This is a genomic window from Sulfitobacter marinus (assembly GCF_900116285.1).
In the GTDB taxonomy this organism is placed as follows: Bacteria; Pseudomonadota; Alphaproteobacteria; order Rhodobacterales; family Rhodobacteraceae; genus Sulfitobacter; species Sulfitobacter marinus.
This window is the reverse complement of sequence record NZ_FPAJ01000002.1, coordinates 440,356-457,353: the sequence shown is the minus strand read 5'-3', so window position 1 is coordinate 457,353 and position 16,998 is coordinate 440,356. Positions and strand designations below refer to the sequence as shown.

Sequence of the window (16,998 nt, the reverse complement as noted above, 5' to 3'; positions counted from 1 at the left end):
CTTCGCCGGTTCACGCGGTTCGAACGAATCCAGTTTTCGCCGCCACCTGTACGTGTAAAATGCCGTGTCGCGTTAACATGTAATCAGCGGCAAAATTGGAGTATTTTCCCGCATCGCTGGCAAAAATTTACAAACAAGCGCGGAATACGGAAAAATCTTTACACACAAACCCCGCCATTACAGATACTTATTCACATCTTTTCAGTTGGCGCTATGATCCGATACGGGAGAACCGAGCCAACCGTCAGGTTGAAGCGGTCATTTGTGTGTTAAGATCCTTGAGGGAGGAAAAAATGTCCAACGCAGCCAAAACCTATCCGCCATCCACCGAAATGGCAGAGGGTGCCCATGTAAACGCGGCCAAATATGACGCGATGTACAAAGCGTCGATCGAGGATGCAGACGGGTTCTGGCGCGAACAGGCACAACGCGTTGACTGGATGACGCCCTTTACCACCGTCAAGGACGTGGATTTCACCTTTGGTCAGGTGAAAATCAACTGGTTCGCGGATGGAGAGCTGAACGTCAGCGCCAACTGTATCGACCGCCATCTGGAAACCCGCAGCGATCAAACCGCGATCATTTGGGAGCCCGACAACCCCGAAGAAGCCGCGCAACACATCACCTATAAAGAACTCCACGCGCAGACCTGCAAAATGGCCAACATCCTGCGCGATTTGGGCGTGGGCAAAGGCGACCGGGTCGTGATCTATCTGCCGATGATCCCCGAAGCGGCCTATGCGATGTTGGCTTGCGCGCGGATCGGGGCCATCCATTCTATCGTCTTTGCCGGTTTTTCGCCCGATGCTTTGGCATCACGGGTCAACGGGTCAGAGGCCAAAGTCGTCATTACCGCCGACTACGCCCCGCGCGGCGGCAAGGCCACCCCCTTGAAAACAAACGCCGACCAGGCGCTGCTGCATTGCAAAGACAGCGTCAAATGTTTGGTTGTGAAACGCACCGGCGGTCAGACGACATGGACCGAAGGCCGCGATTTCGACTATAAGGCGCTGGCAAAAGACGCCGCCGACATATGCGCCCCCGAAGCCATGAATGCCGAAGATCCGCTGTTTATCCTCTACACTTCAGGCTCGACCGGCCAACCCAAAGGCGTGGTGCATTCCACGGGCGGCTATCTGGTCTATGCCGCGATGACCCACGAGGTCACATTTGATTACCACGACGGCGATGTCTATTGGTGCACGGCCGATGTGGGCTGGGTCACGGGCCATAGCTATATCGTCTACGGCCCGCTGGCCAATGGCGCGACCACGCTGATGTTCGAAGGCGTGCCAACCTATCCGGACGCCAGCCGCTTCTGGCAAATCTGCGAAAAGCACAAGGTTAACCAATTCTATACCGCCCCCACCGCCATCCGTGCCTTGATGGGCAAAGGGGCCGAATTTGTCGAAGGCTGCGATCTTAGCAGTCTTAAACTGCTCGGAACCGTGGGCGAGCCGATCAACCCCGAAGCGTGGAATTGGTACAATGATGTTGTCGGTAAGGGGACTTGCCCCATCGTTGACACCTGGTGGCAAACTGAAACCGGCGGCCATTTGATGACCCCGCTGCCCGGTGCCCACGCCACAAAACCCGGTGCCGCGATGAAACCGTTTTTTGGCATCAAACCGGTTGTTCTGGAACCCGCCAGCGGCGACATTATCGAAGGCAACGGCGTCGAAGGTGTGCTCTGCATTGCTGACAGCTGGCCCGGTCAGATGCGCACCGTTTGGGGCGATCACGAACGGTTCGAAAAGACCTATTTCAGCGACTACAAGGGCTACTACTTTACTGGTGACGGCTGCCGCCGCGACGAAGACGGCGATTACTGGATCACCGGCCGCGTCGACGACGTGATCAACGTGTCGGGCCACCGCATGGGCACAGCCGAGGTCGAAAGCGCGCTTGTCGCCCACCCCAAGGTGGCCGAGGCCGCCGTGGTGGGATACCCTCATGATATCAAGGGCCAAGGCATCTATTGCTACGTGTCGTTGATGGCAGACGAAGAGCCTACGGAAGAGCTGCGCACCGAATTGCGCAACTGGGTCCGTACCGAAATCGGCCCAATCGCGTCACCAGACCTGATCCAATGGGCACCGGGTTTGCCAAAAACGCGTTCGGGCAAAATCATGCGCCGTATCCTGCGCAAGATTGCGGAAAACGACTTCGGCGCGCTTGGCGATACTTCAACGCTGGCGGAGCCCGAGGTTGTCGACGAGCTGATCGAAAACCGGATGAACCGCTAACGCATTTTTTCCGGACACGGATTGCGTTATCCATCAAGGTAGGGGGGCATCTGATCGGGTGCCCCTTTTCATATCTGTGCTGTCCCGCCCCGCACTGACGCTGGATCATTCCAATAGCCAATGCGTGCACGACTCATCGATAAAGCGTGTGAATTTTACGTACTCCTTCATCATCAAGGGGTTTGAAAACATAGCCGTTGATCGTTTCCAGTTGCTCTGCTTGCTCCATGTCGCGCGGGTTGCTGGATGAGGTCAGCATCATCACAACCATACTCGGCTGCTGCGCGCCTTTATCGATCAGTTCTTCAAGCTCTGCGATCGTTTCAAAGCCGGTCTTGCGGGGCATATTGACATCCATCAAGATCAGCAAAGGGGCGTCTGGAGGCTCGTTATGAAAATCACCATTCTTAAGCCGGTTTAAAAAGTCATCGCCATTATCAGCCTCGAATATCTGGCCGAACCCGCCAGCTTTGGCCAGACGTCTGCGGACGATATAACGATCGGTCACGTTATCATCGACAATGACCACAGGGATGTCAGTCACACGCAATCTCCATTTCTGGGAGGGTGAAGGAAATCGTGGTGCCCTCTCCTTCGGTGCTGGACACCTTGATCGCGCCGCCCAGACGTTCGACTTGCTTTTGAACCAAAGACAAGCCCAAACCATCGCCGCTGCGGTCATCCAACCTTTTAAACATCTGAAAAACCTTAGGTAAATTTTCTTCGGAGATACCAATACCATTGTCCGAAATGGATATTTTGACGCCGGGGGGGGCCGGTTCACTTTTCACGCAGATCCGGTGCTCCGGTTTTGATGCATCGACATAACGCAATGCATTGGACAACATGTTTTCGACAATCACCTTCAAAGTTGGCAATTCCGTCACAACCGGCCCTTCATGAGAAAAATCAAGCGATAGCTCTGTATCGCTGGTGTCGCCTGTCAGATCGACCCAAATCTCCCGAATTGTGGTTTCAAGCGAAACTTCGGTGGCTGGCATCCCGTCGCGGCCTGCACGTGCGATCTGCAAAACGCCCTCAACCTTGCTGGCACTACGACGGCTGATCTCAATCACCTTGCACAGGTTTTCACGCACGCCCTCGATGCACCCGTCGTCCAGATCCTCGATACATAGGGTCAAAAGTCCGGTGATTGAGGATAGAGGAGCCTTGAGATCATGACTTGCGCTATAAGCGAAATGGGAGAGCTCGACATTCAAGGCCGCTAATTCGGCGCTTTTCTCGGCCACTTCTTCGGCGGCCGCGACACGTTCTGACAAATCCACGATGGTGCTCATCACCAAGGTGCCCGTGGGCGCATCAACAGGGGTGAGCGAGATTTCAACGGGGAAACGGGTGCCGTCACTGCGCCGCGCATATAGATCCCTGCCCAACCCCATGAAACGTTCCGTGCGGTTGTTCATAAAACTTTCGATATATACCGGATGGGCGCGGCGGAATTCTTCGGGGATCAGCATTTCGACAGCGTGGCCCAGCAAGTCGTCCTCGTCATACCCAAATAGCATCGATGCCGCTTTGTTTACGAAAACGATTGTGCCCCGCCCATCGACCATCACCATCGCACACGCAGCAGCATCCATCGCACGGTGCATCCGTTCCTCGTGAATTTTACGGTGCCGTATGTCGATTGCAGCCACCAGGGCCATCGTCTCAACCCCGTCGGTGACCGGCTCAAGCCCCAGTTCAAGCGGGATCACTTTATTGGATTTAGTCACCCCATAAAGGTCGCGCCCCGCCCCCATGCTGCGCTTGGTCGACGCGCGGCTATAGGCATTTCGTAGCTCGGGATGATGGTCGCGTATCGATTCCGGTACCAGCGCCTCAACGCTCAGTTCGCGAATTTCATCAATCGTATATTCAAAAAGCTCTAGAAAACCGTCGTTTGCGAGCAACAATTTGCCATCACTGGCAACCAAAAGCATTGGCACAGGGGAAATATCAAAGGCCAGACGGTACTTTTCGATAATAGACACGCAGTTCCCTTTGTCAGCAGGATCGCCGTTCCAACGACCGTTCGCCAATCAGCTAAGCCCTAGCAGGTTAATATTTCGTTGGCCGCAGCCCGTGTTATGCCCCCTGCGCCCAAATGCTTTGGCGTCTGGACAATCGCGCCCACCCGTGGCACCGCTGCGTCATGACAGATCGCTTGCACCATTTTACCCCCGATACCAACGATACCGCAGACCTGCGCCGCGCCTTTGGGCGGTTTGCAACAGGCGTGACAATCGTAACGGTGCAAACGCCGCGCGGCCCACTGGGTATGACCGCAAATTCGTTTTCATCGGTGTCTCTTGATCCTCCATTGGTGCTGTGGTCCCCCGGAAAATCATCGAAACGTCACGACGCTTTTGTCACGGCAGCACATTTCGCCGTCCATATACTTGGCGCGGGTCAACACCCCTTGGCAGATCATTTCGCTGCAAATGGCGAAGGGTTTGATCAGGTTGAATGGTCAGTGGGGCCCAACGGTGCCCCGACGCTGGCTGGGTGTCTGGCGACGTTTTACTGCGATACCTTTGCAGTACATCCCGCGGGGGATCATTCGGTGATCTTGGGGCAGGTCACGCAAGGCGCATATGATGCCGACCTGAACGCGCCCGCGATGCTTTTTGAGCAAAGCCGTTTTGGCGTTTTCAGCCCAGACAAGCCGCTGACTTAATAGTCTTTTTCAAAGAACAACCCGATACCCGTATTCCCGTCTGACCCGACCGTGCCTTTGGCGGTCAGGCTTTTGCTGATGTCCAGATTGATCGAAATATCAGCTGATCCATCCGATGCCGCAGTCACATCGGTATAGACATTGTCCGAGATATATTTCCCCGCGCGCACAGCCGTAGCACCGCTGTCCGTGGTGGTCACATCAAGATCATCCAGACCAAAGCCAGACCGCAAATTGGAAATCACACCTGCCCCGCCACGGCCCGCAAGCGTCGCAACGGCGTTAGCCAATTGCAGCGCCTGAAAGGCCGAAATCTCGGATATATTTCGTCCGAACAGCAGCTGTGCCAGTACTTCGTCCTGCGGCGATGCCGGGGTCGATTCAAATGATACTTCGGGCGCGGTTGCAGGGCCTTCGATGATGATCCGCGCCTCGCCGGTTTGGGTGGTCGTGGCGGTAACAAAACGCAGATAGGGTACCAGTTCCCCTTGGAACTTTACGGCACCCTCGGTCAGGTTAAACCGCTTGCCCAGGATATCCAGCCGCCCGCGGATCAGATCAAAACGGCCTGCCGAAATCATCTGGTTGGTGGTGCCGGTCAGTAAAAGGCTGCCACCCAGCTCGGCATCCAAACCCCGCCCGCGCACGAAAATCCGGTTCGGCGCATTGATACGCACGTTCAATCCATAGCCCAGTCCACTGCTGTCATCAGTCACATCGGTGCCCGCGTCACCGCCGTTTAATCCGGCCTTATGTCTGGTTGCGATCACATCAGCAGGTGCGCCGACAAAATCGATCTGCGGGATATCCCCAATGCTGGTCAGGCCGGTCGATGGGACCGTGACACTGGTTTCCCCCACATCGATCCGCCCGTCGATCCGAGCGCCACCCGTCAGAGGGCCAGTAAAACTGAGCCCCCCGTTCAGCGAGGTGCGATAAAGCGACGGATCAATCAGCACCAGATTGTTCAAAGCAATCTGCAAATCAGCGGCCATGGACCCCGTTAAGCCTACGGCCCCGTCGACCTTGATCTGGCCGCCCTCTGTGCTCTCCGCTGACAGATCAACCTGGGCGCTGTTGTTGCCGATGTTGATATTGGCTGCGATGTTTTTCAACGCAATCCGCAGGTTAGGAGCAGAAAGTGATGCATTCGAAGTCCGGATCGTGCCCGTGACCGACCCCAGTTGCGGTGGGCCGTTCACGCTTAGATCAAACGCCGCCTGCCCTTGCAAAATACGCGGCGTCGTAAAAGGCGCGGACAGGCCCAGTGGGGCATTGCCGTCGATATCGATGTTCAGCGTCCCATCCGTCCCGACCAGCCCCGCAATCGTGGCCTGCGTGCCAGCAGGGCCATCAGCATTGGTGTTCAAGCGCCAGCCAGCGGCCTCTTGCTGCGCAGTGCCCGTCACATTCAGCGGACCGTTCAACTGCGGCACCAAGGCCGCCAAATTCGGGATCGTGACATCGTAGGTTAATGCCGGCACCGCGCCGGTCACGACCCCCGCAACCTGCGCCCGCGACGCGTAAGGCCCGGTCGCGGTGGTATCTACGGCAATGCCATCAGGTGTTTGCCGGATCGCTCCCGTCGCCGCCAGCGGGCCAGATACGCCGGGCATCAAGGGCTGCACATCGGGCAGCGACACATCAAAGGTCAGCGACATATCAGGGCCGGTTGCCAAGCCTTCAACCATAGCCCGCGCGCCGTAGAGGCCAGTGGCAGAGGTATCGATAAAGAAGCCCTTGTCGGTCTGGCGCAGCCGCCCGTTGGCAGTCAGCGGGCCGCTCACCTGCGGCACCACGCGGTTCACCTCGGGTAGCGCGGCGTCGAAAGATATATCGATCACCGGCGTCAACGCGCCTTGCACGGCAGCCTTTGCCGCATAAGGGCCCTCGGCCTGAGCATCGATGACAATACCACCCTCAGATTGTCTCAGATTGCCTGACGCGGTTAGCGTTCCAGCAACCTGCGGGGCAAAGGCCTGCACCCGTGGAATAGTTGCCTCGAAATCTATATCAAGGGGTGTCAGCGGCCCGTTAACCGTGGCCGACACATCCTCTGGCGCTTGCGCCTTGGCGTCGACCTGCCAGCCTGCGGGCGTCTGACGCGCGAGACCCTCCAGGGCAACTTTTCCTTCGATCGGTGTATCGGGTACGAAATCTTTGATTTCAGGCACTTCCGCGGCAAAGCTCATCACGGCATTTGGCCCCGTGGCCAGCCCTTTGGCCGTCAAAGCCGTCCCATAGGGACCGTCGGCGCTGGCGTCGACTGTCCAGCCACGGCTGTCTTGATCGGCCTGCGCCGTGAGCGTCACGGGGCCGGAATATTGCGGCGCGATCAACGCGATGTCCGTCAGCTTGGCCATAAACCGCGCTTGCGAATTATTGCTGCGCAGTTCTGCACCGCCCGTGGCGGTCAGTGCCGCATTTTCAAGCGACAGATCCCGCACAAATGTGCCCGTCTCATCGCGTAAGGCGGCGACGCTTAGGGCTGTCTCACCGACCAGCACGGCATCAGCTTGGTCAACACCGACCTTCAGATCGCGCGTCAGACCATTGATGTTCACATCAAACATACCATCCAGCGGCTGAATTTGCCCCGCTACATCAACATGGGCCGCGCCGCCCAGATCGCGCCCGGAAAGGGCGGAAAAACGCGTGATATCATCAGCCTCCAGACGCATCTTCAACTGTGTCAGGAACTTCTCTGCCGCCCCGAAAATAGAGATGTCACCGGACAACCCGTAATCGGTCCCCGACAGATCAAGCCCGCTGATTTGCACCGGCGCGCCAGTTTCATAGGCGATATTGGCGCGACCGTTTAACGCTTGGCCCAAAGCCTCAGACATTGCCGCATTGGTCAGGGTCAGCCCGTCGGACGAAAACACCAAATCCCCGTTGAAGGTCCCCACAGCGCCAGAGTTCCCTGCCAGCGCCCCGGTCAGGTCCAAACGGCTGCGTTCAATGGCCAGCGCATCAGTCGCCAACCCATCCACGTCAAACACTGCCGTAATCTCATCGCCGTCATCGACGTTATATTTAACATCCAGATCCATTCGCCTTACGTAGGTGCTGGCCCCTGACACGGGCAGCAAAACACGTTCACCATTGGTGGCGGCGACGGTCCCCGTAATATCAATGACACTTGGCCATTTTTCGCTGTCTAGGATAAACTTGCCGCGCAGCTTTGCCGCTTGGGCAGCGAGGGCGAGATCGCTGACCTCCAATCCGCCATCCGCCCGCACCAACGCATCAACGGTCAGCCCCACATCGGTGCCAAAGAACGCTCGGTATTGCGAGAGAACCAATGCCGTCACATCCCCGCGCAGATCGGCCTGAATGCGTCGGTCCGGATCATCGGCGGCACCCTGCTCGGCCAGATTAACCTGACCTGACAGGCGTTCGGCTGCATCGGTTGCGAGATTGATATCCACGTTAAAATCAGACAACGGCCCCTGCCCTGCAACGGTCAGGTTAACGGACGGTTCATCAGGAATGTTCAGCGACCGCGAAAGGATGCCATTTGGCTCTTCCGACAGGTTAATCAGCAAATCCAGCAACCTATCGTTCCGGTTCAGGTCAGCCGAAATTTTGAATACCCCTTGCTTGCCATCGGTCCGCACAGCGTCAATGTCCAAGGTTGCCACATCGGTGTTCAGTTTGGCCGTCGCTGTCAGGTTCATCTGCGCAGCTTCACCTAGAATAGGCGCGCCCAGAAAAATCTCAGCGACCTCGAAATTCGCAACATCAACAGCGACGGGCAAATCCGGCAGTGTTGGAAAACTGAACGGTTTTGCCTCGGGATCGGGCAACGTATCCTCTTGAGCGACGGGCAAACGCGGCACTGACAGTCGTTTGGCCGTCAGGGCCTGAACCTCGAGACGCCCGCGCAGCAATGCGGACCGGTTCCAATCCAGTTCAACACCTTCAAGCGTCAGCCAAACCCCTTGATCATCGGAAATCGTCATCTGATCGAATGTCGCGCGCGAACTAAGCGCACCTGCAAAGCCATCAATACTGACCGTACGCCCCGCCCCGCTAAGCGCGTTCTGGATGGTTCGAGTCAAAAAACCTTTGTCGTCTTCTTGGGCCGATGCCACAGAAGCAAGGAAAACCATGCAGGTAAGGATAAAGCTGCGTAAATAATGGATCAAAACGATTGTCCAATGCCGATATAAACCTGAAAATTTTCGTCGGTTTCGGGCCCGGATGTGGGCACCGCAAAATCGACACGGATGGGCCCGATGCCTGTGGCATAGCGCAGACCAATCCCGGCCCCCGAATGCCAACGGCCCGAGCCGTCAAAGATTTCCTCAGACCCGACATAGCCCGCATCCACAAAGGCGACGATGCCGATTTTGTCCCGTAGGGCCACGCGTGCCTCTGCCGAGAGACCCGCAAAACTACGCCCGCCAACGGTGTCACCGCTGCTCAAATCAACGCCAAGCGTTTGATAAGGTTGCCCGCGAACGCTGCCGCCACCGCCCGAATAAAACAGGTAATCCGCCGGGGCCTGCGCCAGCGTTGGTCCATAGACCGACCCAAGCTGCCCGCGCAGGGCAAATGTCACCGGGCGCACGGTGCCAAAGGTTTTGTAACCACGCAGATCAACATAACTCCGCAAGCCGTTCGCCGAACCGGATACTGCGAGAAACGGGGTCATGCTGGCTTTGGCATAGAATCCGTCTTTGGCGTCCAGACGATTGTCACGATAGTCATGCTCGGCGGTCAGTGGCAGCGTCAACAGCGTGTACCTTTGGGTCCCGAAGGCATCGCGCGTTTCCGCTGTGCGCACCCCGACGCCCAAGCTATAGGTCCGCTCGGCGCTGGCGATCCGTTCGATCCCTGTCTCTAGGTCCAGCTGGCGAGAAAAGAAATTCACCTCGTCCAATTGCTCAATTTCGCCAAAGGCATAAAAATTCGTGTCAGCGTTAAAGGTCGCTGGACGCTCAAACCGCGTCGACAGCCGGTAATCGGTCCCGCCCGAGCTCCCGCCGATGCCCGATACTTCACCTTCGATCCGCAGGTTTTCCGCGCCGCCCAAAAGGTTGCGATGCATCCAATAGCTGCTGACGCTCACCCCTTCGAGCGACGAAAGCTCGGCCCCGAAACCAAAGCGGCGCGGGGGTGCGTCAGCGATTTGGGCAGTGATCGGCAGAATATCAGGCGCGGTGATCTGATCCGCCTCGATCATTGCGACTGAACTAAACGCGCCGGTGCGGCGCAGACGGGTGGCCGCCAGATCAAGCTGTTGCTGGGAATAGATCTGCCCTGTCGGCAGCCCGGCGATCTTGTAAATGCGATTGCGGCGCACGGCGCTTGTGCCCTTTACGGTCAGTTCACCAAAGCGCAGGCGCGGCCCCGGATCGAGCCGCAACGCAGCACTGATTGTGCTCTCGGGTACACGTGCTGTTAACCGTTGTTCCGTTAAGATTGCCTTGGCATGGCCTTGATCACGCCAGCCGGTGATAGCCTTGGAAACCGTATCTTTCAAAATACCTAGACGCGCCGGCTGGCCCACGGCAAACCCATCAGGCAGCTCTGTTTCGGGGGCAACGGGGCTGATGTCAGCCTTGGCGAAGGTAAATTTCTTGCCGGGTTGGATATTGATTACGGCCCTGTTGATTTGCGCAGGCGGCGACACCGGCGCAATTGCCGAAGCGTCAACGCCATCAACAGTGATCTTGATCACAGGGGCAAAATACCCCCGATCATAAAGCACGGCCAGCACCCTGGCGTAATCGGCCTGCGCCGCCGCCAGCAATTCTTGGGTCGATGGGGCTGCATCTTCTGCGGTTTGTTCGCGCAGCAACGACCCGCCCAGCACCCCATCATAAAGGTCAGACCCTTGATCGATTCCGGTCACGTCCAACGATGCGGCATGCCCGATCGAACTGCACCAGACCATTGCTATGGCAACGCCAGCCGCCCGCATGCCCCTGAAAAACCCGTCTGCCGTAGAACGCACTCCGCGCCCCCCTTGTTTACGACTGAAATGTGATCAGCAACATCTAGCCCAATTATTCGGCGCGTCAGCACCTCTGTTCGATAATACTTGCTTCATACGTGAAAGGAACGGCTGGCAGCAAACACTCTGCTAGGCCAAGACACGAATGTGAACGCGTAATCAGACATCTGCCGCCGGATCGGCAGAAAGCTGCAAACGAACGTCCTATTTTTCGGCCTTAGAACGTAAGAACGCCCGCCAAGGCAGTGCTTGGCGGGCGTTCTTAAACCTGTGCAGATAGATCAGGCAGATTTGGCCAGATTGCGCAGAACATAGTGCAAGACGCCACCGTGTTCGATGTACTCAATCTCAATCGCGGTATCGATGCGACACTTGATCATGATCTCTTTGACCGACCCGTCCGCCATGGTGATTGTGCATGGCACTTCTTGCAGCGGCTTGATTGTATCCAGACCCGATATCGAAACAGTTTCGTCACCAGTCAGACCCAAAGTTTTGCGCGTGTCGCCATTGGTGAATTCGAACGGGATAACGCCCATACCAACCAGGTTGGAACGGTGAATACGTTCAAAGCTCTCGGAGATAACCGCCTTGACGCCCAGCAATGCCGTACCTTTGGCCGCCCAGTCACGCGAAGACCCGGCACCGTATTGTTCGCCACCAAAGATCACCAACGGCGTGCCAGCTTCCTGATAGGCCATTGCCGCATCAAAGATCGACGTTTGTTTACCATCAGGGCCCTTGGTATAGCCGCCTTCGACCCCATCCAGCATCTCGTTCTTGATCCGGATGTTGGCGAATGTGCCGCGCATCATGACCTCGTGGTTACCGCGGCGCGAGCCATAAGAGTTGAATTCGCGCACGGGCACTTGGTGTTCAAGAAGATACTGACCGGCAGGCGTGCTTTCCTTGAACGAGCCGGCCGGGCTGATGTGGTCGGTTGTGATCATGTCACCCAAAACAGCGAGGACTTTCGCCCCTTCGATGTTGGTGATCACGCCCGGTTCTGGCGACATGTTTTGGAAGTATGGCGGGTTCTGCACATAGGTCGACGCAGGGGGCCAGTCGTAGGTCTTGGCATCCGTTGTCTCGACCGACTGCCACTTTTCGTCGCCTTTGAACACGTCGGCATATTTCTCTTGGAATGCTTCACGCGTCACTGTTTTCTCAACAAGTTCAGCCACTTCCTGTGTGGTTGGCCAAATATCCCTAAGGTAAACATCGTTGCCGTCCTGATCTTGACCCAACGGTGCATGCGCCAGATCGACGTTCATATCACCCACCAGCGCATAGGCCACAACCAAGGGAGGCGACGCGAGATAGTTGGCACGGACATCAGGTGAAATCCGGCCTTCAAAGTTGCGGTTACCCGACAGAACCGACGTTGCAATCAAGTCATAGTCGTTGATGGCTTTGCTGATCGGTGCTTCAAGAGGGCCCGAGTTCCCGATACAGGTCGTGCAACCATAGCCGACAAGGTTAAACCCGATGGCGTCCAAATCTTCTTGGAGGTTTGCAGCCTCAAGATAGGCAGAAACCACCTGGCTGCCGGGGGCCAGCGATGTCTTAACCCAAGGTTTGCGGGTCAAACCAAGTGCGCGCGCCTTGCGGGCCACCAGACCAGCACCAATCATCACATAGGGGTTCGATGTGTTGGTACAGGATGTGATTGAGGCAATCACGATAGAGCCGTCATGCAGTTGGTAATGGCCATCGTCCGTCATCACGTAACCGCGTTTGTGGTTACCTTCGTCGCCGGGAATATCCTCTGGCTCGGGCTGACCGCCCTCACCTTCCCAACGCACTTCGGCAGCGGGTGACGCATCTTTGCCCTCACGGATGCCTTTAATATATTCGGCAAAGGCTGTGTGTGCAGAGGTCAATGCGATGTAATCCTGCGGGCGTTTGGGGCCGGAAATCGCAGGCACGATGGTACCCATGTCAAGCGACAGCGTGTCGGTGTAGATTGGCGCGTAATCCGCGTCGCGCCACATGCCGTTTTCTTTGGCATAAGCTTCGACCAGCGCGATACGATCCTCGTCGCGGCCGGTTGTCCGCAGGTAACGCAGGGTCTCACCATCAATCGGGAAGAACCCACAGGTTGCGCCATATTCAGGGGCCATGTTGGCAATCGTCGCGCGGTCTGCCAGTGGCAGGTGATCCAGCCCTTCGCCGTAGAATTCCACGAATTTGGAAACCACGCCCTTTTCGCGCAGCATTTCGACGACTTTCAACACAAGATCGGTACCGGTGGTGCCTTCCATCATCTTGCCTGTCAGCTCAAAACCCACAACTTCGGGGATCAACATCGAAATCGGCTGGCCCAGCATCGCGGCTTCGGCCTCGATCCCACCAACGCCCCAGCCCAGAACGGCCATGCCATTTACCATTGTTGTGTGGCTATCCGTTCCAACCAGCGTGTCAGGATAGGCAACTTCGGCACCGTTTTGGTCTGTGTCCGTCCAAACGGTTTGCGCCAAATACTCAAGGTTCACTTGGTGGCAAATACCGGTGCCGGGGGGCACAACACGGAAGTTGTTAAACGCCTTTTGCCCCCATTTAAGGAAGGTATAGCGTTCGATGTTCCGCTCGTATTCGCGGTCAACATTCATCTGGAACGCACGCGGGTTGCCAAATTCATCAATCATGACCGAGTGGTCGATGACCAAATCAACAGGGTTCAACGGGTTAATTTTATCAGCGTCGCCGCCCAGTGCAACCAGACCGTCACGCATCGCGGCCAAATCGACGACCGCCGGAACACCGGTAAAGTCCTGCATCAACACGCGCGCCGGGCGATAGGCGATTTCGCGCGGGTTCTGACCGCCCTTTGCACCCCATTCGGCAAATGCCTTGATATCGTCAACCGAGACGGTTTTCCCGTCCTCGAAACGCAGCATGTTTTCCAACACCACTTTCAGAGCAGCAGGCAGTTTCGAGAAATCACCAAGTCCGGCTTCCTGCGCGGCAGGAATCGAATAATAGTCAATGGATTGGTCGCCCGACGTCAACGTCTTGCGTGTCTTGGCGGTGTCCTGCCCAACAATAATGGTCATGGAAGCTCCCTTCGGTGGCTTAATAAAGATTGGTGGCTTGGTGCCTAGATGCAGTATTGCGCGGCGCGTTTCAACAGTTATCCATCACTGAAATCGCTTTTGTATACCATTGTGTACAGAAATTAGCGCAAATTGGAGAAAACTTGACGTTACAGCGCTTCAACAAAGCTTGAGTGGTAATTAATTCGCGCCCGGTCTACAAAAAGCCACCTTGTGAAAGTGGCCCGATCGATGAAATTCCTATTTTCCACTCTCCTCGTTTTGGGCCTTACTGGCGCGGCAGCTGTGCACGCTCAGGATCGCCCCGTGGTGGTCGAGCTGTTTACCTCGCAAGGCTGTTCCTCCTGCCCGCCCGCAGATGAAATATTGGCCGCACTTGCAGGACGCGATGACGTGATCGCGCTGGCACTACATGTCGACTACTGGGACTACATCGGCTGGAAGGACCAGTTTGGCGACCCAGATCATGCCACGCGCCAGCGGGCCTATGCTGTGGCTGGTGGCAGGAAATCGGTTTATACACCGGAAATGATTATCAACGGCATAACGGATATTGTGGGCGCAAAACCCATGGCCGTGGCCCAAGCGATCATTGATCATAAAAATGACCCTGCACTCGTTGATCTAACCCTGACCCGCAGCGGTGGCAGCTTGCGTATCAACGCCCAAACTCGGCCCGGTGCCAAGGGGCCCTTCACGGTACATTTGTTGCAATACATCCCCGCGCAAAAGGCCCATATCAAACGCGGTGAAAATGCGGGGCACGCCTTTTCATATCATAATATCGCCAAAGACTGGTCGGTATTGGGCGATTGGCCCGCGCAAGAGCCGCTTGCCCTGACCACCCAGATCGAGGCAAGTTTGCCCGCGGTCGTGATCATCCAGCAAAGCGGCGCAGGTCCGATCGCCGCCGCTGCACGGGCAAAGTAACTCTCTGAAATAACCTAACCTTCTTCAGGCCGCCACCGCGTGTGGACCCAAAACCACTGTTCAGGATGCGCCTTTACCCGTGCGGCCAAGCTGTCGTTCAGCGCCTGCGTCATGGTGATTGCGTCCGAATGCGGGATAGGGGCCTCAAGCACAGCATCAAAGGAAACGCCATCGGCTTGCCTGATTCCGTAAAACGGGATCAAAAGCGCGTCATAGCGCAGGGCAAGTTCCGCCGCCGATAGCGCAGTATTTGCGGGTTTTCCAAGAAAATCAAGCTTTGGCGCGCCAAAAACATGTTGATCGAACAGTAGCACAAGCTGCCCGCCATTCTTGAGGTGCCGCACAAAACCCGCCGTGCCGCGCCGCCCTTGCGGAAAGACCGGCCCCCCGAAAGCTTCCATCGTTTTTACGTAATGCGCGTTGAAATACGGGTTCTTCATATCGCGGTACAAGCCACCAATATCATAGCCGCGCGCAACCAGACAGGCACGGGTCGCCTCGTAATTGCCGAAATGCCCCGTCACCAGAATGACAGCTTGCCCCTTTTGCGCGGCCTCTTCCAATGCGGCAAAGCCCGGCCCTTGGGGGGTATTTCGCGCCATGCGGGCGGGAAACGCTTTGGTCGAATAATTTTCAATAAAGGTGCGGCCAACGTTGTTCAGGCAGCCCGCAACGATTTCATTTCGGCGCGTTTCCGAAAGTTCTGGCCAGATCATCGCCACGTTTTGCAACGCACGGTCGCGGTAACCGGCGACAGGACCGATGATATTTTGCATAACCCAGCCCACAAAACCAAGCCGTGCGCGAAACGGCATCAGCAACCCAACTTTGATAATCCCGACAATCAGCGCATTGGTCAGAAAATGACCAGCACGGCGGGAAAACGGTTCTTGGGGGGGGAGCTTGGGATCGGCCATATACCTCTGCCAGATAACTGCGTCGCGTGGTGCTGTTTACAGTGCACAAACGCAGGCAACAAGCACGATCAGGTGCCTTCTTCCTCCTCTTCAACGACCAGTTGCAGATCGCCCTCCGCCTCCATCTCGCGGATGACCGAGACGAAGCCCGCCATCGCCTCCTCTGCGTCAGCGGGTTTAACCTTGCCAGCATCGGTAATATCTTCGCGCAACTGGTCGGCCATGCGCCCCGACATGTTTTCAAGGATAAAGTCAGCGACGTTCTGCATCCCCGCTTCCTCTGCCCCGGCGAGGGCGATCACCAGCTGTGGCTGGTCGGCACGGCGCAGAATAGCCGGAATATCGCGGGGCATGATGCGGCCCGGGATATTTGCGAAAGTAAAGATCGCCTTGCGCACAGCTGTCGCAAACCCTTCGTCCGTTTCCTCTAGCCCCGATAACATGTCATCGCGTGTCAGCGTCGTGGACGAGTTCAAAATCGCACCGACCCGTTCCACCGCGCCGGTGTCGAATGCCATGACGGGCACAAAATCAAGCTGGCTGGCCAGTGAAAGACCAATGCGTTCAACAGCTTGGGGTGTGACCATGCTGGTTAGGGAAACCGCATAGGTGATCTGGCGCGCCTTGGGGCCGGGTAACAATCCCAGCAGTTCAGCCGCCAAACCGACCTTGAGCTTGGACAAGACCACGGCGGCGACTTCGATGCTTTCGTTTTCGATCATCGGCAGCAGTTTGGCCGCCTCAAGCCCGCGCAAACGATCCCATGGATCCCCCATTTCCAACACGCCCGCCTCTTTGCGCAGGCGGTCAGCGGTTTGTTTGCTGATTTTGCCATCCAGTGCCGAAATCGCCCCTGCAATCCCGCCCGGAAAAGACAGCCCAATACTCTCCAGCTCTTGTGCAAATTCCTCGACTACGGCGGCAAGCGTGTGGCGATCAACCGTCCGCATTGCGCCCATTTGCTGCGTCAGGCTGGCCTGAAGCGTCTCGGGCAACTCCTCAAGCGGGATATCCGCCCCCTCATTCAAGAGCAACCTGACCACAATCGCCGCCTTTGCGCGCCGGGTAAGCCCAGGCACTGTCATCGTGCCAGATGATGGCATCTGAACAGGTTGAATTTGCCCTAACGTCGCGAGTTCATTCATGAAATCTTATCTCTGACTGTCACCATGCCTGTCAGCGTTGTGGCAGTCAGAGATAAACA

The 16,998-nt window shown here is 56.7% G+C and carries 10 protein-coding genes; 3 read left to right on the top strand and 7 right to left on the bottom strand.

Features of this window, described 5'->3' with window-relative positions:
- Positions 1–293: 293 nt before the first annotated feature.
- A complete protein-coding gene (gene acs, locus BM347_RS07710; protein WP_093915832.1) occupies positions 294–2,246 on the top strand; it encodes an acetate--CoA ligase in 1,953 nt (650 codons plus the stop codon).
- 133 nt (positions 2,247–2,379) lie between these two features.
- On the opposite strand, the gene BM347_RS07705 is transcribed toward acs, so the two are convergent.
- Together BM347_RS07705 and BM347_RS07700 are read right to left on the bottom strand one after the other, a co-directional pair.
- On the bottom strand, positions 2,380–2,790 hold the full coding sequence (locus BM347_RS07705) for a response regulator (protein ID WP_175498530.1): 411 nt from the start codon (positions 2,788–2,790) through the stop codon (positions 2,380–2,382).
- Positions 2,783–4,240 (bottom strand): sensor histidine kinase, encoded by a 1,458-nt coding sequence (locus tag BM347_RS07700; RefSeq protein ID WP_139226463.1) that lies wholly within the window; start codon positions 4,238–4,240, stop codon positions 2,783–2,785. Before BM347_RS07700 ends, BM347_RS07705 begins: the two co-directional genes overlap by 8 nt.
- A 161-nt stretch (positions 4,241–4,401) precedes the next feature.
- Between BM347_RS07700 and BM347_RS07695 the strand changes: the two genes are divergently transcribed.
- A complete protein-coding gene (locus tag BM347_RS07695; RefSeq protein ID WP_093916107.1) occupies positions 4,402–4,926 on the top strand; it encodes a flavin reductase family protein in 525 nt (174 codons plus the stop codon).
- Here the strand turns inward: BM347_RS07695 and BM347_RS07690 are convergent.
- From BM347_RS07690 to acnA, 3 genes are all read right to left on the bottom strand, one after another.
- Positions 4,923–9,077, bottom strand: a complete 4,155-nt coding sequence (locus BM347_RS07690; RefSeq protein WP_093915829.1) for a translocation/assembly module TamB domain-containing protein — start codon at positions 9,075–9,077, stop codon at positions 4,923–4,925. The genes BM347_RS07695 and BM347_RS07690 overlap by 4 nt on opposite strands.
- Positions 9,074–10,891, bottom strand: a complete 1,818-nt coding sequence (locus tag BM347_RS07685) for an autotransporter assembly complex protein TamA (RefSeq protein ID WP_245764214.1) — start codon at positions 10,889–10,891, stop codon at positions 9,074–9,076. The genes BM347_RS07690 and BM347_RS07685 overlap by 4 nt, the downstream gene beginning before the upstream one ends.
- Positions 10,892–11,172: 281 nt before the next feature.
- Complete coding sequence (gene acnA, locus BM347_RS07680; RefSeq protein ID WP_093915827.1) at positions 11,173–13,947, bottom strand: aconitate hydratase AcnA; 2,775 nt, start codon at positions 13,945–13,947, stop codon at positions 11,173–11,175.
- Between the two features lie 231 nt (positions 13,948–14,178).
- On the opposite strand from acnA, the gene BM347_RS07675 reads away from it, so the two are divergent.
- Positions 14,179–14,877 (top strand): DUF1223 domain-containing protein, encoded by a 699-nt coding sequence (locus tag BM347_RS07675; RefSeq protein WP_093915826.1) that lies wholly within the window; start codon positions 14,179–14,181, stop codon positions 14,875–14,877.
- A gap of 14 nt (positions 14,878–14,891) precedes the next feature.
- Here the strand turns inward: BM347_RS07675 and BM347_RS07670 are convergent, their stop codons facing one another.
- Both BM347_RS07670 and BM347_RS07665 read right to left on the bottom strand, forming a co-directional pair.
- A complete protein-coding gene (locus BM347_RS07670; protein ID WP_093915825.1) occupies positions 14,892–15,794 on the bottom strand; it encodes a lysophospholipid acyltransferase family protein in 903 nt (300 codons plus the stop codon).
- 68 nt (positions 15,795–15,862) lie between these two features.
- The gene (locus BM347_RS07665) at positions 15,863–16,939 is read right to left on the bottom strand and encodes a flagellar motor switch protein FliG (protein WP_093915824.1); all 1,077 of its coding nucleotides are present in this window, start codon (positions 16,937–16,939) and stop codon (positions 15,863–15,865) included.
- Positions 16,940–16,998: the final 59 nt, after the last annotated feature.

Excerpts from the sequence above, each read along its gene's own strand:
- acs (WP_093915832.1), top strand. The coding sequence starts at position 294 with ATGTCCAACGCAGCCAAAACCTATCCGCCATCCACCGAAATGGCAGAG.
- BM347_RS07695 (WP_093916107.1), top strand. The coding sequence starts at position 4,402 with ATGACAGATCGCTTGCACCATTTTACCCCCGATACCAACGATACCGCA.
- acnA (WP_093915827.1), bottom strand. The coding sequence starts at position 13,947 with ATGACCATTATTGTTGGGCAGGACACCGCCAAGACACGCAAGACGTTG.
- BM347_RS07675 (WP_093915826.1), top strand. The coding sequence starts at position 14,179 with ATGAAATTCCTATTTTCCACTCTCCTCGTTTTGGGCCTTACTGGCGCG.
- BM347_RS07670 (WP_093915825.1), bottom strand. The coding sequence starts at position 15,794 with ATGGCCGATCCCAAGCTCCCCCCCCAAGAACCGTTTTCCCGCCGTGCT.
- BM347_RS07665 (WP_093915824.1), bottom strand. The coding sequence starts at position 16,939 with ATGAATGAACTCGCGACGTTAGGGCAAATTCAACCTGTTCAGATGCCA.